This is a genomic window from Paraburkholderia sp. OAS925 (assembly GCF_040543975.1).
GTDB lineage: Bacteria > Pseudomonadota > Gammaproteobacteria > Burkholderiales > Burkholderiaceae > Paraburkholderia > Paraburkholderia graminis.
On record NZ_JBEUNO010000001.1, the window covers coordinates 1,760,454 to 1,781,291 of the forward strand.

Below are 20,838 nucleotides of genomic sequence, written 5' to 3' on the forward strand. Positions count from 1 at the left end.
TAAAGTCAGCTAACCGTGCGTGCGCCGTGTGTCGACGCGCCAACCGCTAGAGTCGCGGCTCGCGGTCCGCGGTCGAGTGCCTCGGAGCGCTAACGGCAACCGCATCCATTCCAATATCCGACTCCCACAATCGAACGACTCCGCAGGAGACTCCTCATGTCCGACAAACTGATCATATTCGACACGACGCTGCGTGACGGCGAACAATCGCCTGGCGCATCGATGACGAAAGAAGAAAAAATCCGCATCGCCAAGCAACTCGAGCGGATGAAAGTGGATGTGATCGAGGCAGGCTTCGCGGCGAGTTCGAACGGCGACTTCGACTCGATCCAGACCATCGCCGGGTTGATCAAGGAGAGCACCGTCTGCTCGCTCGCCCGCGCGAACGACAAGGACATCCAGCGCGCGGCCGACGCGCTCAAGCCCGCCGAGCGTTTCCGCATTCACACGTTTATCGCGACGTCGCCGTTGCACATGGAAAAGAAGCTGCGCATGACGCCCGACCAGGTGTTCGAGCAAGCGAAGCTTGCCGTGCGCTTCGCACGCAAATTCACGGACGACGTGGAGTTTTCGCCGGAAGACGGCAGCCGCTCGGACATGGACTTCCTGTGCCGCGTGCTCGAAGCGGTGATTGCGGAAGGCGCAACCACCATCAATATCGCCGATACGGTCGGTTACGGCGTGCCGGAGCTGTACGGCAATCTCGTCAAGACGCTGCGCGAGCGCATTCCGAACTCGCACAAGGCGGTGTTCTCGGTGCATTGTCATAACGACCTCGGCATGGCGGTTGCCAATTCGCTTGCGGGCGTGCAGATCGGCGGTGCGCGTCAGGTCGAGTGCACGATCAATGGTCTCGGCGAGCGGGCGGGCAATACGTCGCTCGAGGAAATCGTGATGGCCGTGAAAACGCGCAAGGATTATTTCGGGCTCGAACTCGGCCTCGATACGACGCAGATCGTGCCGGCTTCCAAGCTTGTGTCGCAAATCACCGGTTTCGTCGTGCAGCCGAACAAGGCTGTGGTCGGCGCAAACGCGTTCGCGCACGCGTCTGGCATCCACCAGGACGGTGTTTTGAAGGCGCGCGACACCTACGAAATCATGCGCGCGGAAGACGTGGGCTGGAGTGCGAACAAGATCGTGCTCGGCAAATTGTCGGGCCGCAATGCGTTCAAGCAGCGTCTGCAGGAACTGGGTATCGCGCTCGACAGCGAATCTGAACTCAACACGGCATTCGCACGCTTCAAGGAACTCGCGGACCGCAAGTCGGAGATTTTCGACGAGGACATCATTGCGATCGTCACCGAGGAATCGGCTGAGGCGCAGCAGAAAGAGCACTACAAGTTCGTGTCGCTGTCGCAGCATTCGGAGACCGGCGAGCAGCCGCACGCGAAGATCGTGTTCGCGGTGGACGGCAAGGAGATCACCGGCGAGGCGCGCGGCAACGGTCCCGTGGATGCCACGCTCAACGCAATCGAAACCGAAGTCGGCAGCGGTTCGGAGTTGCTGCTTTACTCGGTGAACGCGATCACCACCGGCACGCAGGCGCAGGGCGAAGTGACGGTGCGGCTTTCGAAGAGCGGGCGTATCGTCAATGGCGTCGGCACCGATCCGGACATCGTGGCTGCGTCGGCGAAGGCGTATATCTCGGCGCTCAACAAACTGCATTCGAACTCGGACAAGCTGAATCCGCAGCGGTCGGAGTGAGCTCGCACAGAGTGCTTGTCGATAGATAGAAAGATGAAGCCCCGCGCCTTCAATGGCGCGGGGCTTTTTTAATGCGGCGTGCGCATGCCGCTCGCACGCCGCGGTCTCCCCACGTTACTCCGTGGCGGGGCGCCGCATCGACCAGCCGCGCGCCGCGCGCGCCTGCGTGCGCACCTGATGCCGCACTTCGACGGAAATGCCGCGGCGAGGCGCATCCTCGACGAAGCTGTCGAGCAGTTCACGCACGTCGTGATCGACGAAATCCGCGCGCGTCGCATCGACGATCAGCGTCGCGCCGTCGGGAATCTGCTGCAGGTAGTGTTTGAGCGGCACTTTGCCGAGAAACGACACGTCCTTGCGAAACGACAGCAGAAAATGATCGCCGTGTTGCGCGAGCACGATAGGGCGGCGCAGATTCGCATACAGCGCGAGCAGCACGCTGCACAGAATGCCGAGCACGATGCCGATCAGCAGGTCGGTCGCGAGCACGCCGACCAGCGTGACGATAAACGGTGCGAAGGGCGCGAACCCTTGCTTCGCGACCGCGACGAACAGCGACGGCTTGGCGAGCTTCACGCCCGTGAAAATAAGAATGGCCGCGAGACAGGCGAGCGGAATCAGGTTGATGACGCTCGTCAACGCAAACACGCTGACCAGCAGCAGTACGCCGTGAATGATCGCCGACAGACGGCTTTGCGCGCCGGCATGCACGTTCGCGGAACTGCGCACGATCACCGCGGTGATCGGCAGCCCGCCGATCGCACCCGCAATCAGATTGCCCACGCCTTGTGCCTTGAGCTCGCGATCCGGCGGCGCGGGACGGCGTTCGGGGTCGATCTGCTCGACCGCCTCGAGGCTCAGCAAGGTTTCGAGACTGGCGACGATGGCGAGCGTGATCGCGACGCGCCACACGTCCGGATTGACGAGCTGCGCGAAATGCGGCCCGAAATCGGCCCACTCGAGCGCCACGCTCAACGCCGCGAACGATTCGAGCGACGGCAACGCCACGCGATGCTCGGCGGCCGGCGCGAGCGACGGCGCGAGCATCGTCAGCAGCAACGTTGCGCCGATCCCGAGCAGGACGACCGCAAGCGGCGCGGGCACGATGCGCACCAGCGCGAAGCGGCGCATCGGCCGCGTTTCCCAGGCCATCAGGATCGCGAGCGACAGCAGCGTGATCACGCACGCGACCAGCGACACCGCGCCGAACGGCGCCATGATCGTGCCGCCTGCTGGCGCGGCGCCCGGCGCTTGGCCGTTGACGAGCCCAAGCGCGAGCGGGAACTGCTTGACGATCAGCAGAATGCCGATCGCGGCAAGCATGCCCTTGATGACCGGCGACGGCACATACGCGGCAAAGCGCCCCGCCTTCAGCACGCCGAAGCCGAACTGGATCGCGCCGGACAACAGCACGGCCGCGAGGAACGCGGAAAAGCTGCCGAGCTGCGCGATTCCGTCGACGACGATCACGACAAGACCCGCCGCCGGTCCGCTCACGCTCAGGCGCGAGCCGCTCAGAACCGCGACGACCAGCCCGCCGACGATGCCCGAGACGAGCCCGGCAAACGGCTCGACGCCCGACGCGTTCGCAATGCCGAGGCATAGCGGTAGAGCCACCAGAAAAACGACGATGCCCGCAAGCATGTCGCGCTGAAATGTCGAAAAATAAGCTCGAAGATTCATGGTGTCGGTGCAGAAATAGGTGAGGCCTGGTAAGAGGCGAAGGCTGAACCGGATAGGCATGCGCGCGGCGGCGGCACGGACGCGTGCCACGCTTGCGCTGCGCGCTACGCCGCGCTGTGGGCGGCTGTCTCGCAGGTCATCGCGTCGTCGGCCTCGTAGCCGGACGTGAGCACCTTGAGGCGTCCGTCTTCGAGCGCGAAGATCCAGCCGTGCACAAGCGGCGCCTGCTCCGCGTCGCGCACGATCGGATTCGCGCGAAGCTGGCGCACCTGTTCGAGCACGTTCAGTTCGGCCAGGCGGTCGACGCGCTCACGTTCGCTTGCGCGCGCGTCCAGTTCGTCGTGATGGGTCCTCGCGAGCGAGCAGAGCGGCGCGATGCGGCGGTTCACATGCGGCAGGCTCGGATCGGGCGGCAGCAGCGACGCACGCACGCCGCCGCAGCCGTAATGTCCGCAGACGATCACGTGAGCGACCTTCAGCACGCGCACCGCGTATTCGAGAACGCTGGCGGAGTTGTCGTCGTCGGGATTGAAGAGGTTGGCGATATTGCGATGGACGAACAGGTCGCCCGGTTCGCAATGCGTGATGGTTTCGGCGGGCACGCGGCTGTCCGAGCAGCCGATCCACAGCACATGCGGATTCTGACCGCGCGCCAGTTCACGGAAGAACTCGGGGTTGCGCTCGGCGGTGTCGTGTGCCCATGCGACGTTGGCGACGAGAAGACGTTTAGGACGATTCATCGATAGCGGCTCCAAAAAGGGGCGCATCGTCCGGTGCAGGAATCACGGCCGTGCCGTGTGGTCGCGCTCGTCGTTGAGCAGATCGACCAGCACCGGTTCAATGCTTACAAAAGCCTTTCTATCAAAAAATTAATCGTCTGTGTGTGAAATAAAATTCGTCGTGATGCGAAATAAATAAAAAAAAGCCGCTTGGATGAGCGGCTTTTGGAGATTCGTGCGTAGTGAATGACAGCGCGGGCTAGAACAGGTTCCGGCGATCTGGATCGTGCAGCGGATCGGGCGTTTTCTGCGTGAGACGCAGCACACCCTGGTCGTCGAAATAGAAGCTGAACATCATGTACCAGTAGTTGTCCTCGAGATAGCGATAGGTCCAGACCTCGCGCTTCATCAACGGGAAGTAGGACGTTTCCACCGGGCGGCCGAAATTCACCAGCACCTCGCCCCTCGTCCATTTGCCGACTTCGGCGCGGTAGAACTCGTTCGGCTGCAAAACCTGGCGCACATTGACGATCTTGCCGGACGCGTCGATGTCGGCCGCGGTGGTGGTTTCGCCCATCGGCTGCGTGGGCCACATCAGCCGCTTGCCGCCGTTCGGCAGGTCGTAGCTTTCGCGCGGCGGGCCGAGGCGCGCGACGATCGTCGATTCATCCGCGCCGGCCTGATATTGCTGCCAGGGCTGCGCGCAGCCGGCGAGCGCGAGCACGCTCAGGCACACGAGCGCCGCGCGGCGCACGCGCCCGCGCCCGCGCGCGTCAGCGGGCGCCCCGGTCGAGGCCGCCTTGCGGTGATGGCGGTTGAACATGACTTCCTCCAATGGCTTGAGTGGCGGTTTTTCTTGTCGATACAGAACATTTTGACACGCGGCGCCGGGAACATGTGCCCGCCCGCGCGCCGGTTGGCCGGCTTGCACGATAACGGCTCGCGCGGCTTGCTTATTCCATCGCGCGCGCCCTATGATCCGCGCTTTGACGAATCAGACGGATGCGGACGATGGCGAACTGGCACAGCAAGACGGCGGCGGTATCGGTGGCAATGTCGGTGGCAATGGCGGCGATCTCGGCGATGTCGGCAACCTGCGCCGTCGCGGCCGAAACGGCGCCCAGGCCCGCCGGCGCGCCGATCCAGCTCGCGTTGATCGAGGGCATGTCCGGTCCGTTCGCGAACGCCGGCGCGGCCGTGGAGCGCAATCTGCGCTTTGGCGTCGAGCAGGTCAACGCGCGCGGCGGCGTGAAGCTCGCCGACGGCGCGCATCCGCTGGAACTCGTCGTGCTCGACAGCAAGGGCGGTACCGAAGAGGCACTCACGCAACTGCGCGCGGCGGCGGATCGTCACATCGGCTACATCCTGCAGGGCAACAGCTCGGCGGTGGCGGCGGCGCTCATCGGCGCGATCGACAAGCAGAACAGCCGCGAGCCGGGCAACCGCGAGCTGTTTCTCAATTATTCCGCCGACGACCCCGCGCTGACCAACGCCAACTGCAGTTTCTGGCACTTTCGCTTCGACGCGCACGCGGGCATGCGCATGGACGCGCTCGCCGACGTGATCCAGCGCGACAAGGCCGTGAAGAAGGTGTATCTGCTGAACCAGGACTACAGTTTCGGCCATGACGTCAGCAGCCTGGCGCGTTTCGCGCTGCGAGCGAAGCGCCCGGACATCGCCGTGGTCGGCGACGAATTCCATCCGATTGGCCGCGTCAAGGACTTCGCGCCGTACGTCGCGAAAATGCGCGCGAGCGGCGCCGATGCGGTGATCACCGGCAACTGGGGCAACGACCTGACGCTGCTCGTGAAGGCGGCGCGCGAACAAGGTTTCGATGCGAAGTTCTACACGTTCTATGGCAACAGTCTCGGCGCGCCGGCGGCGCTCGGCGAGGCGGGCGTGGGACGCGTGATCGCCGTGGCCGACTGGCATCCGAACGCGGGCGGCGCGGCCTCTGATGCGTGGTACGAAGCGTTCCGCGCGCGTTTCCCGGCCGCGCAGGACGACTACCCGGTATTGCGCATGCCGCTGATGATCGAAACGCTCGCCGCCGCGATGAACCGCGCGCAGAGCGCCGATCCCACGGCGGTTGCGCGGGCGCTCGAAGGCATCCGCTTCGACAACGGCTTTCACGCATCGTGGATGAGGGCGGACGATCATCAACTGATCCAGCCCCTTTACGTGATGGAGATGGATAAAGCCGGCACGCGCGGCGTGCATTTCGATAACGAAGGCTCGGGCTTCGGGTTTCGCACGGTGCTGGCGTTGCCGGCGGAACGCACGGTGCCGCCGACCGTCTGCAAGATGAAAAGGCCGTGAGTGGCCAGATCGGCCGCTGCGCTGCGTCGTCGCCAGGCCGTCTGGAACCGCCACTGAGCCCGGCGCCGCGGGATTCGCGGCGGGATCGCACTGTGCTACAATACGCGTCCCGTTGCGGTGCTGGACGTCGGCAAGCTCTCCAAAAGAGCGCTTTGCGGCGCCGGTTGCACGGGTAACCCACGGCACGGCCTTTCTTCCGTGACCGCCTGTCTAGTTCTCAAGGAAATCGACATGTCCGCAGTTGATACAAGCAAGAAGTCCGAAGTCGTCGCGCAATTCGCACGCGCAGCTAACGACACCGGCTCCCCCGAAGTTCAGGTCGCGCTGCTCACGACCCGCATCAACGAACTGACCGTTCACTTCAAGGCACACGCGAAAGATCACCACAGCCGCCGCGGTCTGCTGCGCATGGTGAGCCGCCGTCGCAAGCTGCTCGACTACCTGAAGGGTAAGGACGCGGATCGTTACCGCGCACTGATCGAGAAGCTGGGTCTGCGTAAGTAATCGGCCAGTCGTTCAGCAAGATGCCTGTGTCAGTTCCGCTGATGCAGGCATTTTGTTTTTGCACGGTGCGCTTCGTGTGACGCGCACTGCCTGAATTCCGCGGCGGCGTGCTGGTTCGCGCGGCGGGGCAGGAAGCGGTAAATGCAGTAATAAGCACGACAAATGCAGTAGAAAAGCAGCAGTAGAGCAAGCAGAAGAAGCAGAAATAGAAACATGGCCGGGCTTCAGGGCGGAGCTTTGTGTCATTCCAGCGGTTCGCGCGCGTTCGCCATGCAGGCGGCGCGGCGCGTGGCTCTCTGGAATGGCATAACACACCTCTTCCCATGCGGCGCCGGTTCTGGCGTTGCCGCGCCGCTTCTGGTCCGCGCGGCATTACGATGAGGAAAAGCAATGACTATGTTCAGCAAGATCGTCAAAGAATTTAAGTGGGGACAACATAACGTTCGCCTGGAAACCGGCGAAATCGCTCGCCAGGCGAGCGGCGCGGTGATCGTCGACGTCGAAGACACCGTTATCCTGGCGACCGTGGTCGGCGCCAAGACCGCCAAGCCGGGCCAGGACTTCTTCCCGCTGACCGTCGACTATCTCGAGAAGACTTACGCCGCCGGCAAGATTCCGGGCGGCTTCTTCCGTCGCGAAGGCCGTCCGTCGGAAGGCGAAACGCTGATCTCGCGCCTGATCGACCGTCCGCTGCGTCCGCTGTTCCCGGAAGGCTTCTACAACGAAGTCCAGGTTGTGATTCACGTTCTGTCGCTGAATCCGGACGTTCCCGCTGACATTCCCGCGCTGATCGGCGCGTCGGCGGCACTGGCCGTGTCCGGTCTGCCGTTCAACGGCCCGGTCGGCGCAGCGCGCGTGGCTTACATCAACAACGAATACGTGCTGAATCCGACGCGTCCGCAAATGAAGGAATCGGCGCTCGACCTGATCGTCGCCGGTACGGAACGCGCGGTGCTGATGGTGGAATCCGAAGCGCAGCAACTGAGCGAAGAAGTGATGCTCGGCGGCGTGGTGTTCGGCCACGAGCAAATGCAGATCGCGATCGACGCGATCCACGATCTGGTCCGTGAAGGCGGCAAGCCGGAATGGGATTGGCAGCCGGCCGCGAAGAACGAGCCGCTGATCGCACGCGTGACGGAACTGGCGCAAGCCGAACTGCTCGCGGCTTACCAGATTCGCGACAAGCAGGCACGTTCGAGCAAGCTGAAGGAAGTCTACGCAGCCGTTTCGGCGAAGCTGGAAGAAGAAGCCGCGGCAAGCGGCACCGTGGCGGCCGACAAGGCAACGGTCGGCAATGTGCTGTTCGACATCGAAGCGAAGATCGTCCGTACGCAGATCCTGAACGGCGAACCGCGTATCGACGGCCGCGACACGCGCACCGTGCGCCCGATCGAAATCCGTACCGGCGTGCTGCCGCGTACCCACGGTTCGGCGCTGTTCACGCGCGGCGAAACGCAGGCGCTGGTGGTGGCCACGCTCGGCACGAAGGGCGACGAGCAGAACATCGACGCACTCGAAGGCGAGTACCGCGAGCGCTTCATGCTCCACTACAACATGCCGCCGTTCGCGACCGGCGAAACGGGCCGCGTCGGTTCGCCGAAGCGCCGTGAAATCGGTCACGGCCGTCTCGCCAAGCGCGCGCTGGCCGCATGCCTGCCGAGCGCCGACGAATTCGGCTACTCGATTCGCGTCGTGTCGGAAATCACGGAATCGAACGGTTCGTCGTCAATGGCTTCAGTGTGCGGCGGCTGCCTCGCGCTCATGGACGCCGGCGTGCCGATGAAGGCGCACGTCGCCGGCATCGCGATGGGCCTGATTCTCGAAGGCAACAAGTTTGCCGTGCTGACCGACATTCTCGGCGACGAAGATCACCTCGGCGACATGGACTTCAAGGTGGCGGGCACGGAACAAGGCGTGACCGCGCTGCAGATGGACATCAAGATCCAGGGCATCACGAAGGAAATCATGCAGGTCGCTCTCGCGCAAGCGAAGGAAGGCCGCATGCATATCCTCGGCAAGATGACGTCGGCCGTGTCGGGTGCTAACACGCAACTGTCCGAGTTCGCGCCGCGCATGATCACCATCAAGATCAATCCGGAAAAGATCCGCGACGTGATCGGCAAGGGCGGTTCGGTGATCCGCGCGCTGACGGAAGAAACCGGCACGACGATCGATATTTCCGACGACGGCGTCGTGACCATCGCCAGCACGAGCAGCGAAGGCATGGCCGAAGCGAAGAAGCGTATCGAGAACATCACGCTCGAAGTCGAAGTGGGCCAGGTGTACGAAGGCACGGTGCTGAAGCTGCTGGATTTCGGCGCGATCGTGAACATTCTGCCGGGCAAGGACGGTCTGTTGCATATCTCCGAGATCGCGAACGAGCGCATCAAGGACATCAACGACTACCTGAAGGACGGCCAGCAAGTGAAGGTCAAGGTCATCCAGACGGACGAGAAGGGTCGTGTGCGTTTGTCGGCGAAGGCGTTGCTGAACGACGGCGCGTCGAGCGCGCCGCAAGGCGAACCGACGCCGCAGTAAAGCGGTAGAGGGACAACGGCCGGCAGCGCGAATGCGCGCCGGCCGTTTTTCATGGTGGACAGGGTGGATTGCGTTGCAAATGGATGCTGAAGCGTGGTGCAAGGGGTACGCTGCTTGCATCGCGTGGCCTCTCGAAAATCGCGCTTTTCGCGCGTGTCGCACGTGATTGCCGCGATCCGGCGACAATGCGAATGAGGTCCCGGCAAGCGCGGACGAACGCAGTAGGCAACGCAATCCAATCTTGGAGTTGACGCAGATGAAAGCGATCGAAATCACGGAATTCGGAGCGCCGGAAGTTCTCAAGCTCGCGGAGCGGCCCACGCCGCAGCCGAAAGCGGGCGAGGTGCTGATCAAGGTGGCGGCTTCCGGCATCAACCGTCCCGACGTGTTTCAGCGCAAGGGCGCGTATGCGCCGCCTCCGGGCGCGTCGGACCTGCCGGGGCTGGAAGTGGCGGGGGAAATCGTCGGCGGCGACATCGACGGGAAGAATAATCCGTTCGGTCTGAAAATCGGCGATCGCGTGTGCGCGCTGCTGGCGGGCGGCGGCTATGCCGAGTATGCCGTCGCGCCCCTATTGCAATGCTTGCCGGTGCCGGGCGGTTTGTCGGATGTCGAGGCGGCGTCGCTGCCGGAAACCTTCTTCACGGTCTGGAGCAACGTGTTCGATCGCGCGCAGCTCGGCAAGGGCGAGGGCGGGCCGAACGAAACCTTGCTGGTGCAGGGCGGCTCGAGCGGCATCGGCGTGACCGCGATCCAGATTGCGCATGCGCTGGGCTTTCGTGTGTTCGCAACCGCCGGCTCGGACGACAAGTGCCGCGCGTGCGAAGCGCTGGGCGCCGAGCGGGCGATCAACTACAAGACGGAAGATTTCGTCGAAGTCATCAAGTCGTTGACCAACGACCGCGGCGTCGACGTGGTCCTCGACATGGTGGCGGGCAGCTACGTGTCGCGCGAGTTGACCGCGCTGGCGGACGGCGGACGCATCGTGCTGATTGCGCTTCTGGGCGGCGCGAAGGCGGAACTGAATTTGAACGAGGTGCTGCGCCGCCGTCTGACCGTGACCGGTTCGACGCTTCGTCCGCGGCCAATCGAATTCAAGGCGAAAATCGCCGCACAGCTCAAGGAGCAGGTGTGGCCCCATCTCGAGGGCGGGCGGATCAAGCCTGTCGTGCATCGCGTGTTTCCGGCCGCGCAGGCCGCCGACGCCCACGCGCTGATGGAGAGCAGCACGCACGTCGGCAAGATCGTGCTGACCTGGGGCGACGACGCCTGATGCGCGGCCGTCGGCGGGAGTCGGTGCGCGCCGGTTTGTTTGACCCGATCTCCCCCACGAAGTAAAATTGCGCGTTTTGCGCGCGCCGCATGAATCCGATAGGCGGACTGTAAGCGCGAACGACTAGCGCAATACGGCCCGCCGCCAAGACAAGACGAGACGATGTCGACACAACGAGCCAAACTGGTAGTCGGTAACTGGAAGATGCATGGGCGCCTCGCCGAAAACGCGGCGCTGCTGCAGGCCGTAGCGAAAGGCGCGGGTGAACTGCCGGCTGATGTGCGCGTAGGTGTGTGCGTGCCGACGCCGTATCTCGCGCAAGCGCAGTCGTTGCTCGATGGCAGCCGGGTGATGTGGGGCGTGCAGGACGTTTCCGCGTTCACGCAAGGCGCGTACACCGGCGAAGTCTCGGCGCAAATGGTGACGGATTTTGCCGCGACGTTTGCCATCGTCGGGCATTCGGAGCGCCGCGCGTATCACCGTGAAAGCGCTGAGCTTGTCGCAGTGAAGACGCAGCGTGCGCTCGAAGCCGGTTTGACGCCGATCGTCTGCGTCGGCGAAACGCTCGACGAGCGCGAGGCCGGGGCGACAGAGCAGGTGGTCGGCGCGCAACTGGACGAAGTGCTGGCCAAATTGTCGGTGCAGGAAGCGGCGCGTATCGTTGTCGCATACGAGCCGGTCTGGGCGATCGGCACCGGCAAGAGCGCGACGGCCGGCCAGGCGCAAGCGGTGCATGCGTTCCTGCGCGGGCGTCTCGCGGCCAAGGGCGCGGAGGTTGCAAGCGTGCCGTTGCTGTACGGCGGCAGCGTGAAGCCGGACAACTCGGAAGAATTATTCCGTCAGCAGGACATCGACGGCGGCCTGATCGGCGGCGCGTCGCTGAAGGACCAGGATTTTCTGGCGATCTGCAAGGCGGCGGCTGCAACGACAGCCGCTGGTTGAGCAGGGCGCCTCTCGGAATGACCCATTCCGGGCCCGCAGTCCGCGGGTTTCGGCTAAATAAAAGACTCAGGTGAGTGCAATGCTGTATTTGAAAACTTTGATTATCGTCGTTCAGCTGTTGTCGGCACTCGGGGTCATCGGCCTCGTTTTGCTGCAGCACGGCAAAGGCGCCGATATGGGCGCGGCTTTTGGTAGCGGTGCATCGGGCAGCCTGTTCGGCGCGACCGGCTCGGCAAACTTCCTGTCGCGTACAACCGCAGTGCTCGCCGCGGTGTTTTTCGTCACCACGCTGACGCTCACGTACCTCGGCGCTTATCGGGCCAAGCCTTCAGCCGGCGTGCTGGGCGCCGCGGTTACCGCCGCCCGTGGCGGCTTCGGCGGCACCGGCTGGGTCCGCTCCGGCAGGCGGTTCGGCTGCGCTCGCGGCGTCGGCTGCATCGGTCCCGGCCACCGACGTACCGAAATAAAATTTTTCGTAGAAAGTGCTTTTGTGCGTTGAACAAACTGTTTGAACCGGTTAGAATCTAAGTCTTGAAGCGATTCGCGGGTTTTATAAGTTGTTTTCCCGGATTGCATACAGTGCCGACGTGGTGAAATTGGTAGACACGCTATCTTGAGGGGGTAGTGGCGAAAGCTGTGCGAGTTCGAGTCTCGCCGTCGGCACCAAATGTTATCTAATGCCAGCCGCTTGCTTCGCTTCGGCTGGCATTTTCACTTCTGGCGCGCGGTTTGCGTTGGTCTGCGGCGTGTACGTCTCAGAAGTGATTTCGCGTCAGGGGTGCTATGCTCCTGACGGCATTCAGAACCAACCGATTGAGGATAGTCTTGAACCTCGCAGCCTATTTCCCCGTCTTGATGTTCCTCGTTGTGGGCACCGGTTTAGGCGTAGCACTGGTCAGTATCGGCAAGATCCTCGGTCCCAACAAGCCCGATACCGAGAAAAACGCACCGTACGAGTGCGGCTTCGAAGCATTCGAAGATGCGCGCATGAAGTTCGACGTGCGCTATTACCTCGTCGCCATTCTCTTCATCATTTTCGATCTTGAAACCGCGTTCCTGTTCCCGTGGGGCGTCGCCCTGCGCGACATCGGCTGGCCTGGCTTCATGGCGATGATGATTTTCCTGCTCGAATTCCTGCTGGGCTTCGCCTATATCTGGAAGAAGGGCGGCCTCGACTGGGAATGATGGTTTAATCGCCGGTTTGCGTGGGTGGCCAAGGCTTGCCGCCCCGTCTGGAGTGGAAAGCAAATGAGTATCGAAGGGGTCTTGAAGGAAGGGTTTGTCACCACGACGGCTGACAAACTGATCAACTGGACGCGCACCGGTTCGCTGTGGCCGATGACGTTTGGTCTGGCGTGCTGCGCGGTCGAGATGATGCATGCGGGCGCGGCCCGTTATGACCTCGACCGTTTCGGCGTGGTGTTTCGTCCGAGTCCGCGTCAGTCGGACGTGATGATCGTCGCCGGCACGCTGTGCAACAAAATGGCGCCGGCTCTGCGCAAGGTGTACGACCAGATGGCCGAGCCGCGCTGGGTGATTTCGATGGGTTCGTGCGCGAACGGCGGCGGCTATTACCACTACTCGTATTCGGTAGTGCGCGGTTGTGATCGCATCGTGCCGGTCGACGTCTACGTGCCGGGTTGCCCGCCGACAGCGGAAGCGCTGGTCTACGGCGTGATCCAGTTGCAGGCCAAGATTCGCCGCACCAACACAATCGCCCGTCAATAAGGCAACGCCTCTCCCCACAATATGGCAAGCAAACTCGAGACCCTGAAAGCGAACCTCGAGGCGGCCTTTGGCGGCCTCCTGTTGAGCACTACCGAGGCAATCGGTGAGTTGACGATCGTCGTGAAAGCGAGCGACTACCTCAACGTGGCAACGCGTCTGCGCGACGACCGCTCGCTCGGTTTCGAGCAGATGATGGACCTGTGCGGCGTCGACTATCAAACCTATGCCGACGGCGCTTACGACGGTCCGCGTTTCGCGGCCGTTCTGCATTTGTTGTCGGTGCAGAATAACTGGCGTCTGCGGCTTCGCGTGTTCGCGCCGAATGACGACATGCCCATTCTGCCGTCCGTCGTCGATATCTGGAATTCGGCGAACTGGTACGAGCGCGAGGCGTTCGACCTTTACGGCATCGTCTTCGAAGGCCACCCGGATCTGCGCCGCATTCTGACCGACTACGGTTTTATTGGTCACCCGTTCCGTAAAGATTTCCCCGTCTCCGGTTACGTCGAAATGCGTTACGACCCGGAAGAGAAGCGCGTCGTCTATCAGCCTGTGACGATCGAGCCGCGGGAAATCACGCCGCGCGTGATCCGCGAAGATCGCTATGGCGGTCTGAAACACTAAGAGAACGCCATGGCAGAGATTAAGAACTACACGCTCAACTTCGGCCCTCAGCACCCGGCAGCGCACGGCGTGCTGCGCCTCGTGCTGGAACTCGACGGCGAAGTCATCCAGCGCGCCGATCCGCACATCGGCCTGCTGCATCGCGCGACTGAAAAGCTCGCCGAAACGAAAACGTTCATTCAGTCGGTGCCGTACATGGACCGTCTCGACTATGTGTCGATGATGGTCAACGAGCACGGCTACGTGATGGCGATCGAAAAGCTGCTCGGCATCGACGTGCCGGTGCGCGCCCAATACATCCGCGTGATGTTCGACGAAGTCACGCGCGTGCTGAACCACCTGATGTGGATCGGCGCGCACGCGCTCGACGTTGGCGCAATGGCCGTGTTCCTGTACGCGTTCCGCGAGCGTGAAGATCTGATGGACGTGTACGAAGCGGTGTCCGGCGCGCGCATGCATGCGGCGTATTACCGCCCGGGCGGCGTTTATCGCGATCTGCCTGACGCAATGCCGCAATACAAGGCGTCGAAGATTCGCAATGCGAAGGCATTGTCGAGGATGAACGAGAACCGTCAGGGCTCGTTGCTCGACTTTATCGACGACTTCTTCACGCGCTTCCCGAAGTGCGTCGACGAATACGAAACGCTGCTCACCGACAACCGGATCTGGAAGCAGCGTCTGGTCGGCATCGGCGTGGTCAGCCCGGAGCGCGCGCTGCAAATGGGCATGTCCGGCGCAATGCTGCGCGGCTCGGGTATCGAGTGGGATCTGCGCAAGAAGCAGCCGTACGAAGTGTACGAAAAGCTGGACTTCGACATTCCGGTCGGCGTGAATGGCGACTGCTACGACCGCTATCTGGTCCGTGTCGAAGAAATGCGTCAATCCACGCGCATCGTGAAACAGTGCATTGAGTGGCTGCGCAAGAATCCGGGCCCTGTGATGATCGACAATCACAAGGTTGCGCCGCCGTCGCGCGTGGGCATGAAGTCGAACATGGAAGAGCTGATTCACCACTTCAAGCTGTTCACTGAAGGCTTCCACGTGCCGGAAGGCGAGTCGTATGCCGCCGTCGAGCATCCGAAGGGCGAATTCGGCATCTACCTGATTTCCGACGGCGCGAACAAGCCGTATCGCCTCAAGATTCGCGCGCCGGGCTATGCGCATCTGTCCGCGCTCGACGAAATGGCGCGCGGCCACATGATCGCCGACGCCGTGACGATCATCGGCACGCAAGACATCGTGTTCGGCGAAGTAGATCGCTAGGACGTATTCATCGGCGCGCGTCTTCATGCAGGTCCGAAGCGCGCGTCAAGCAAAGGAACGCCGGGTCTGTCGCAGCACGAAGTGAGCGACGGGTTTTCGTTCGGTAGGAATTGAAAGAGTCGTGTCTGAAAATGATCTCAGCTGAAGGCCTGAAAGAAATCGATCGTGCGATCGCGAAGTATCCCGCCGATCAGAAACAGTCCGCCGTGATGTCGGCGTTGGCCACTGCTCAGGAAGAGCATGGCTGGCTGTCGCCCGAACTCATGCAGTTCGTCGCGGACTATCTCGGCATGCCGGCAGTCGCCGTGCAGGAGGTCGCCACCTTCTACACGATGTACGAGACGTCGCCGGTCGGCAAGCACAAGATCACGCTCTGCACGAACCTGCCGTGTCAACTCGGCCCGGACGGCGGCTCGGACAGCGCCGCTGAATATCTGAAGCAGAAGCTCGGCATCGACTTCGGCGAAACCACGGCCGACGGCAAATTCACCTTGAAAGAAGGCGAATGCATGGGTTCGTGCGGCGACGCGCCGGTGATGCTGGTGAACAACCATCGCATGTGCAGCTTCATGAGCCGCGAGAAGATCGACCAGCTGCTCGAGGAACTTTCGAAATGACGTCTTTACACGATCGTCACATCAAACCGCTGATTCTCGCCGGCCTGAACGGCGACAACTGGCATCTCGAAGACTATGTGGCGCGCGGCGGTTACGCCCAGCTGCGCCGCATTCTGGAAGAAAAAATTCCGCCCGAGCAGGTGATCGCCGACGTCAAGGCGTCGGGTCTGCGCGGCCGTGGCGGCGCGGGCTTCCCGACCGGCCTGAAGTGGAGCTTCATGCCGCGTCAGTTCCCGGGCCAGAAGTACCTCGTCTGCAATTCGGACGAAGGCGAGCCGGGCACGTTCAAAGACCGCGACATCCTGCGCTTCAATCCGCATTCGCTGATCGAAGGCATGGCCATTGGCGCGTACGCAATGGGCATTACGGTCGGCTACAACTACATCCACGGCGAAATCTGGGAAGTCTACAAACGCTTTGAAGAAGCGTTGGACGAAGCTCGCCGCGCCGGGTTCCTCGGCGAAAACATCATGGGTTCGGGCTTCTCGTTCGAGCTACATGCGCATCACGGTTACGGCGCCTACATCTGCGGCGAAGAAACCGCGTTGCTCGAGTCGCTCGAAGGCAAGAAAGGCCAGCCGCGCTTCAAGCCGCCGTTCCCGGCGAGCTTCGGCGTGTACGGCAAGCCGACCACGATCAACAACACCGAGACGTTTGCCGCGGTGCCGTTCCTGCTCGCCATCGGCCCGCAAAATTACCTGGAAATCGGCAAGCCGAACAACGGCGGCACGAAGATCTTCTCGATCTCGGGCGACGTTGAACGTCCGGGCAATTACGAAGTTCCGCTCGGCACGCCGTTCGCCACGCTGATGGATCTCGCCGGCGGCATGCGCGGCGGCCGCAAGATCAAGGCCGTGATTCCTGGCGGTTCGTCGGCACCGGTCATTCCGGGCGACATCATGATGCAGACCGACCTCGACTATGACTCGATCGCCAAGGCGGGCTCGATGCTCGGCTCGGGCGCGGTCATCGTCATGGACGAAACGCGTTGCATGGTGCGTTCGCTGCTGCGTCTGTCGTACTTCTATTACGAAGAGTCGTGCGGTCAATGCACGCCTTGCCGCGAAGGCACGGGCTGGCTGTATCGCGTCGTGCATCGTATCGAGCACGGTCTTGGCCGTCCGGAAGATCTGGATTTACTGAACTCGGTCGCGGAAAACATCATGGGCCGCACGATCTGCGCGCTCGGCGATGCGGCGGCCATGCCGGTTCGCGGCATGCTCAAGCACTACTGGGACGAATTCGAATATCACGTCGCCCACAAGCATTGCCTCGTCGGCGGTCATGCGGGCGCTGCGGCGGCAGCGGAAACAGTGGCTGCCTGAGCGAGGTTGCTGAGCGACCTCGCAAGTCGCCCGAGGCGCGCACGGACAGGCGCTCGGGCAAGCTCCCGGACAAGCGGCACGCCGGACAGGTATGCACCAGAACACGTCAACCACGGGATTCATTGCCGAGCGGGCGATGAACGGGGCGAACGATTGAGCGGTAACAGGTTAAGGAAGATTGACCATCATGGTTGAACTTGAAATAGACGGCAAGAAAGTAGAAGTGCCCGAAGGCAGCATGGTGATCCAGGCTGCGCATAAGGTCGACACGTACATTCCTCACTTCTGCTATCACAAGAAGCTGTCGATTGCGGCCAACTGCCGGATGTGTCTCGTCGATGTCGAAAAGATGCCGAAGGCCGTGCCCGCATGCGCGACGCCCGTGTCGGCCGGCATGATCGTGCGCACGAGGTCCGAAAAGGCGGTGAAGGGCCAGCAATCCGTGATGGAATTCCTGCTGATCAACCACCCGCTGGATTGCCCGATTTGCGATCAGGGCGGCGAGTGTCAGTTGCAGGATCTGGCGGTGGGCTACGGCAAGTCGTCGTCGCGTTATAGCGAAGAAAAGCGCGTCGTGTTCCACAAGAACGTCGGCCCGCTGATCTCGATGGAAGAGATGTCCCGTTGCATCCACTGCACGCGCTGTGTGCGCTTCGGCCAGGAAGTGGCCGGCGTGATGGAACTGGGCATGCTGGGCCGCGGCGAGCATTCGGAAATCACGTCGTTCGTCGGCAAGACGGTCGACTCCGAACTGTCGGGCAACATGATCGACCTGTGCCCGGTCGGCGCGCTGACCAGCAAGCCGTTCCGCTACAGCGCGCGTACGTGGGAACTGTCGCGCCGCAAGTCGGTAAGCCCGCACGATTCCGTCGGCGCCAATCTCGTCGTGCAGGTGAAGAACAACCGCGTGATGCGGGTTCTGCCGTTCGAAAACGAAGCAATCAACGAATGCTGGATTTCGGACAAGGACCGCTTCTCGTACGAAGGCCTGAACAGCCCCGAACGTCTGACGCAGCCCATGCTGAAGCAGGGCGGCAAGTGGGTCGAGACCGACTGGCAGACCGCGCTCGACTACGTGGTCAAAGGTCTGAAGGGCATCAAGGGCGACCACGGCGCAAACGCGCTGGCCGCGCTTGGCAGCGCGCACAGCACGGTCGAAGAACTGTTCCTGCTGAAGCAACTGGCGCAAGCGGTCGGCACGCCTAACGTCGACTTCCGTCTGCGTCAGTCGGACTTCTCGGCGCCGGTCAACGGCACGCCGTGGCTCGGCACTGCTATTGCGGACCTGTCGAATATCGACTCGGCGCTCGTGATCGGTTCCGATCTGCGCCGCGATCATCCGCTGTTCGCCGCGCGTCTGCGTCAGGCGGCCAAGGGCGGCGCGAAGCTCACGCTGGTGCAAGCCACCGGCGACGACGCGCTGATCCCGCAAGCGCGGCGTATCGCTGCGGCGCCGTCGGCATGGCTCGAGGCACTCGCCGGCATCGCGTCGGCGGTCTCGCAAGCGAACGGCACGGCGCTGCCGGAAGCGTTCTCTGGCGCACAAGCGTCGGACGCCGACAAGGAAGTCGCCAGGTCGCTGGCTACGGGCGAGCGTCGCCTGGTGCTGCTCGGCAACGGCGCGGTGCGTCATCCGGATTTCGCGGTCATTCATGCAGCGGCTCAGTGGATCGCAGACGCAACCGGCGCAACGCTCGGCTTCCTGACGGAAGGCGCGAACACGGTCGGCGCGCATCTGGTGAACGCATTGCCGGGCGAAGGCGGCCTGAACGCTCGCGAAGTCTTCGAACAACCGCGCAAGGGTTATGTGCTGATGAACTTCGAACCGGAGTTCGACACGGCCAATCCGGCGCAGGCTTTGGCTGCGTTGAACCAGGCTGAGATGGTCGTCGTGATGTCGCCGTTCCAGACGGGCGCCGAATACGCGGACGTGCTGCTGCCGATCGCGCCGTTCACTGAAACGGCCGGTACGTTCGTCAACGCGGAAGGCACGGTGCAGACGTTTAACGGCGTCGTGCGTCCGCTTGGCGAGACGCGCCCCGCATGGAAGGTGTTGCGCGTGCTGGGCAGCCTGCTGGGCGCGCCCGGCTTCGAGTACGACACGGCGGAAGAAGTGCGCAACGCGGCGCTCGGCGACGGCGAACTGCAATCGCGCCTGTCGAACCGCACGGGCGTAACGGTTGCTCGCGGCAAGACGGCGAAGGCAGCGGAAGGCAAGTTCGAGCGCATCGCCGACGTGCCGATCTACCATGCCGACGCGCTGGTTCGTCGCGCGGAATCGCTGCATCTGACCGCAGCCGCGCGTGCCGCGAACAACGTCGGCCTGCCGGCCGCGCTGTTCGACAAACTGGGTTTGAAGGAAGGCGACGCGGTGCGCGTGCGCCAGGGCGAGCAATCGGTGCAGTTGCCGGCCGTGCGCGACGCGAATCTTGCGGAGACGGTCGTCCGCGTATCGGCGGCCACGCCTGCCGGTGCAGCGCTGGGCAGCCTGTTCGGTGAACTGGTGGTGGAGAAGGCGTAAATGAGCTTGTTCGATACGATCAACTCGGGCGGCACCCAGCTTCTCGGTGTGGCATGGCCCACGGTGTGGGCACTGGTGCGCATCCTGGTGGTGGCCGTCGTGATCCTGCTGTGCGTGGCTTACCTGATTCTGTGGGAGCGTAAGCTGATCGGCTGGATGCACGTGCGTCTCGGCCCGAACCGCGTCGGCCCCGCAGGTCTTTTGCAGCCTATCGCCGACGTGCTGAAGCTGTTGCTGAAAGAAGTGATTCAGCCGACCCAGGCAAGCCGCTGGATCTACATGATCGCGCCGATCATGGTGGTGGTGCCGGCTTTCGCGGTCTGGGCGGTGATTCCGTTCCAGGCGGGCGCGGTGCTCGGCGACATCAACGCGGGTCTGCTGTATGCGATCGCGATTTCGTCGATCGGCGTGTACGGCGTGATTCTGGCCGGCTGGGCGTCGAACTCGAAGTACGCGTTCCTCGGCGCGATGCGGGCCGCGGCGCAAATGGTGTCGTACGAAATTTCGATGGGCTTCGCGCTGGTCGTCGTGCTGATGACGGCGGGCACGCTGAATCTGTCGGACATCGTCGGTTCGCAGGAACGCGGCTTCTTCGCCGCACACGGCCTGAACTTCCTGTCGTGGAACTGGCTGCCGCTGTTGCCGATGTTCGTCGTGTACTTCATCTCGGGCATCGCGGAAACGAACCGCCATCCGTTCGACGTGGTGGAAGGCGAATCGGAAATCGTCGCGGGTCACATGATCGATTACTCGGGTATGGCGTTCGCGCTGTTCTTCCTCGCCGAGTACATCAACATGATCGTGATCTCGGCGCTGGCGTCGACGCTGTTTCTCGGCGGCTGGAGTGCTCCGTTCGGCTTCCTGTCGTTTATCCCCGGCATCTTCTGGCTCGTCCTCAAGGTTTTCCTGCTGCTGTCGGTGTTCATCTGGGCGCGTGCCACGTTCCCGCGCTACCGCTATGACCAGATCATGCGTCTCGGCTGGAAGATTTTCATTCCGGTGTGCGTGGTGTGGCTGGTGGTGGTCGGCTTCTGGATCATGTCGCCGTGGAATATCTGGAAATAAAGGGCGGATGAAC

Annotated in this window: 18 protein-coding genes, 1 tRNA gene and 1 pseudogene; 16 read left to right on the top strand and 4 right to left on the bottom strand. The window is 62.7% G+C overall.

All coding sequences use genetic code 11. The features are described 5' to 3' along the window. Positions 1 to 156: 156 nt before the first annotated feature. Positions 157 to 1,704: a 2-isopropylmalate synthase gene (locus ABIE53_RS07705; protein ID WP_107710140.1), complete on the top strand. Its 1,548-nt coding sequence runs from the start codon at positions 157 to 159 to the stop codon at positions 1,702 to 1,704. A 114-nt stretch (positions 1,705 to 1,818) separates the two neighbouring features. On the opposite strand, the gene ABIE53_RS07710 is transcribed toward ABIE53_RS07705, so the two are convergent. From ABIE53_RS07710 to ABIE53_RS07725, 4 genes are all read right to left on the bottom strand, one after another. After that, a complete protein-coding gene (locus tag ABIE53_RS07710) occupies positions 1,819 to 3,387 on the bottom strand; it encodes a SulP family inorganic anion transporter (protein WP_053857813.1) in 1,569 nt (522 codons plus the stop codon). 104 nt (positions 3,388 to 3,491) lie between these two features. After that, on the bottom strand, positions 3,492 to 4,127 hold the full coding sequence (locus ABIE53_RS07715; RefSeq protein ID WP_006048214.1) for a carbonic anhydrase: 636 nt from the start codon (positions 4,125 to 4,127) through the stop codon (positions 3,492 to 3,494). 238 nt (positions 4,128 to 4,365) lie between these two features. Next, on the bottom strand, positions 4,366 to 4,929 hold the full coding sequence (locus ABIE53_RS07720; RefSeq protein ID WP_107710138.1) for a hypothetical protein: 564 nt from the start codon (positions 4,927 to 4,929) through the stop codon (positions 4,366 to 4,368). Positions 4,930 to 5,059: 130 nt separating this feature from the next. Next, on the bottom strand, positions 5,060 to 5,272 hold the full coding sequence (locus ABIE53_RS07725) for a hypothetical protein (protein WP_258196199.1): 213 nt from the start codon (positions 5,270 to 5,272) through the stop codon (positions 5,060 to 5,062). Here ABIE53_RS07725 and ABIE53_RS07730 point away from each other — a divergent pair. The 15 genes and pseudogenes from ABIE53_RS07730 (at position 5,172) to nuoH (ending at position 20,825) form a co-directional block, all read left to right on the top strand. After that, positions 5,172 to 6,425 carry a branched-chain amino acid ABC transporter substrate-binding protein gene (locus ABIE53_RS07730; RefSeq protein WP_374710225.1) on the top strand — a complete coding sequence of 418 codons (1,254 nt, stop codon included), beginning with the start codon at positions 5,172 to 5,174 and terminating at the stop codon, positions 6,423 to 6,425. The genes ABIE53_RS07725 and ABIE53_RS07730 overlap by 101 nt on opposite strands. Positions 6,426 to 6,656: 231 nt before the next feature. Continuing rightward, complete coding sequence (gene rpsO / locus ABIE53_RS07735) at positions 6,657 to 6,929, top strand: 30S ribosomal protein S15 (protein ID WP_006048211.1); 273 nt, start codon at positions 6,657 to 6,659, stop codon at positions 6,927 to 6,929. Between the two features lie 390 nt (positions 6,930 to 7,319). Beyond that, complete coding sequence (pnp, locus tag ABIE53_RS07740) at positions 7,320 to 9,467, top strand: polyribonucleotide nucleotidyltransferase (RefSeq protein WP_029969803.1); 2,148 nt, start codon at positions 7,320 to 7,322, stop codon at positions 9,465 to 9,467. A 256-nt stretch (positions 9,468 to 9,723) separates the two neighbouring features. After that, positions 9,724 to 10,740 carry an NAD(P)H-quinone oxidoreductase gene (locus tag ABIE53_RS07745; RefSeq protein ID WP_053857815.1) on the top strand — a complete coding sequence of 339 codons (1,017 nt, stop codon included), beginning with the start codon at positions 9,724 to 9,726 and terminating at the stop codon, positions 10,738 to 10,740. A 162-nt stretch (positions 10,741 to 10,902) separates the two neighbouring features. Next, on the top strand, positions 10,903 to 11,682 hold the full coding sequence (gene tpiA, locus ABIE53_RS07750) for a triose-phosphate isomerase (protein WP_107710134.1): 780 nt from the start codon (positions 10,903 to 10,905) through the stop codon (positions 11,680 to 11,682). 79 nt (positions 11,683 to 11,761) lie between these two features. Then, a pseudogene (gene secG / locus ABIE53_RS07755) lies at positions 11,762 to 12,149 on the top strand (preprotein translocase subunit SecG). Between the two features lie 114 nt (positions 12,150 to 12,263). Next, positions 12,264 to 12,348: transfer RNA gene (locus tag ABIE53_RS07760), tRNA-Leu, on the top strand. Positions 12,349 to 12,507: 159 nt separating this feature from the next. Further along, positions 12,508 to 12,867, top strand: a complete 360-nt coding sequence (locus ABIE53_RS07765) for an NADH-quinone oxidoreductase subunit A (RefSeq protein ID WP_029969798.1) — start codon at positions 12,508 to 12,510, stop codon at positions 12,865 to 12,867. 63 nt (positions 12,868 to 12,930) lie between these two features. Next, the gene (locus ABIE53_RS07770; RefSeq protein WP_006052903.1) at positions 12,931 to 13,410 is read left to right on the top strand and encodes a NuoB/complex I 20 kDa subunit family protein; all 480 of its coding nucleotides are present in this window, start codon (positions 12,931 to 12,933) and stop codon (positions 13,408 to 13,410) included. Between the two features lie 21 nt (positions 13,411 to 13,431). Beyond that, the gene (locus ABIE53_RS07775) at positions 13,432 to 14,034 is read left to right on the top strand and encodes an NADH-quinone oxidoreductase subunit C (protein WP_006052902.1); all 603 of its coding nucleotides are present in this window, start codon (positions 13,432 to 13,434) and stop codon (positions 14,032 to 14,034) included. A 9-nt stretch (positions 14,035 to 14,043) separates the two neighbouring features. Further along, positions 14,044 to 15,297 carry an NADH-quinone oxidoreductase subunit D gene (locus ABIE53_RS07780; protein ID WP_006052901.1) on the top strand — a complete coding sequence of 418 codons (1,254 nt, stop codon included), beginning with the start codon at positions 14,044 to 14,046 and terminating at the stop codon, positions 15,295 to 15,297. Positions 15,298 to 15,428: 131 nt separating this feature from the next. Further along, positions 15,429 to 15,914 (top strand): NADH-quinone oxidoreductase subunit NuoE, encoded by a 486-nt coding sequence (gene nuoE, locus ABIE53_RS07785; RefSeq protein ID WP_006052900.1) that lies wholly within the window; start codon positions 15,429 to 15,431, stop codon positions 15,912 to 15,914. Continuing rightward, a complete protein-coding gene (gene nuoF, locus ABIE53_RS07790) occupies positions 15,911 to 17,239 on the top strand; it encodes an NADH-quinone oxidoreductase subunit NuoF (protein ID WP_006052899.1) in 1,329 nt (442 codons plus the stop codon). The genes nuoE and nuoF overlap by 4 nt, the downstream gene beginning before the upstream one ends. Before the next feature lie 187 nt (positions 17,240 to 17,426). Further along, a complete protein-coding gene (gene nuoG / locus ABIE53_RS07795) occupies positions 17,427 to 19,760 on the top strand; it encodes an NADH-quinone oxidoreductase subunit NuoG (protein ID WP_107710132.1) in 2,334 nt (777 codons plus the stop codon). Continuing rightward, complete coding sequence (nuoH, locus tag ABIE53_RS07800; RefSeq protein ID WP_006052897.1) at positions 19,761 to 20,825, top strand: NADH-quinone oxidoreductase subunit NuoH; 1,065 nt, start codon at positions 19,761 to 19,763, stop codon at positions 20,823 to 20,825. It begins immediately after the preceding gene. The last annotated feature ends 13 nt before the right edge of the window (positions 20,826 to 20,838 follow it).

Bases quoted from the DNA above. Each gene is read 5' to 3' on its own strand.
- ABIE53_RS07705 (WP_107710140.1), top strand. From the start codon at position 157: ATGTCCGACAAACTGATCATATTCGACACGACGCTGCGTGACGGCGAA.
- ABIE53_RS07710 (WP_053857813.1), bottom strand. From the start codon at position 3,387: ATGAATCTTCGAGCTTATTTTTCGACATTTCAGCGCGACATGCTTGCG.
- ABIE53_RS07715 (WP_006048214.1), bottom strand. From the start codon at position 4,127: ATGAATCGTCCTAAACGTCTTCTCGTCGCCAACGTCGCATGGGCACAC.
- ABIE53_RS07720 (WP_107710138.1), bottom strand. From the start codon at position 4,929: ATGTTCAACCGCCATCACCGCAAGGCGGCCTCGACCGGGGCGCCCGCT.
- ABIE53_RS07730 (WP_374710225.1), top strand. From the start codon at position 5,172: ATGGCGGCGATCTCGGCGATGTCGGCAACCTGCGCCGTCGCGGCCGAA.
- ABIE53_RS07725 (WP_258196199.1), bottom strand. From the start codon at position 5,272: ATGCCCTCGATCAACGCGAGCTGGATCGGCGCGCCGGCGGGCCTGGGC.
- rpsO (WP_006048211.1), top strand. From the start codon at position 6,657: ATGTCCGCAGTTGATACAAGCAAGAAGTCCGAAGTCGTCGCGCAATTC.
- pnp (WP_029969803.1), top strand. From the start codon at position 7,320: ATGACTATGTTCAGCAAGATCGTCAAAGAATTTAAGTGGGGACAACAT.
- ABIE53_RS07745 (WP_053857815.1), top strand. From the start codon at position 9,724: ATGAAAGCGATCGAAATCACGGAATTCGGAGCGCCGGAAGTTCTCAAG.
- tpiA (WP_107710134.1), top strand. From the start codon at position 10,903: ATGTCGACACAACGAGCCAAACTGGTAGTCGGTAACTGGAAGATGCAT.
- ABIE53_RS07770 (WP_006052903.1), top strand. From the start codon at position 12,931: ATGAGTATCGAAGGGGTCTTGAAGGAAGGGTTTGTCACCACGACGGCT.
- ABIE53_RS07775 (WP_006052902.1), top strand. From the start codon at position 13,432: ATGGCAAGCAAACTCGAGACCCTGAAAGCGAACCTCGAGGCGGCCTTT.
- ABIE53_RS07780 (WP_006052901.1), top strand. From the start codon at position 14,044: ATGGCAGAGATTAAGAACTACACGCTCAACTTCGGCCCTCAGCACCCG.
- nuoE (WP_006052900.1), top strand. From the start codon at position 15,429: ATGATCTCAGCTGAAGGCCTGAAAGAAATCGATCGTGCGATCGCGAAG.
- nuoF (WP_006052899.1), top strand. From the start codon at position 15,911: ATGACGTCTTTACACGATCGTCACATCAAACCGCTGATTCTCGCCGGC.
- nuoG (WP_107710132.1), top strand. From the start codon at position 17,427: ATGGTTGAACTTGAAATAGACGGCAAGAAAGTAGAAGTGCCCGAAGGC.
- nuoH (WP_006052897.1), top strand. From the start codon at position 19,761: ATGAGCTTGTTCGATACGATCAACTCGGGCGGCACCCAGCTTCTCGGT.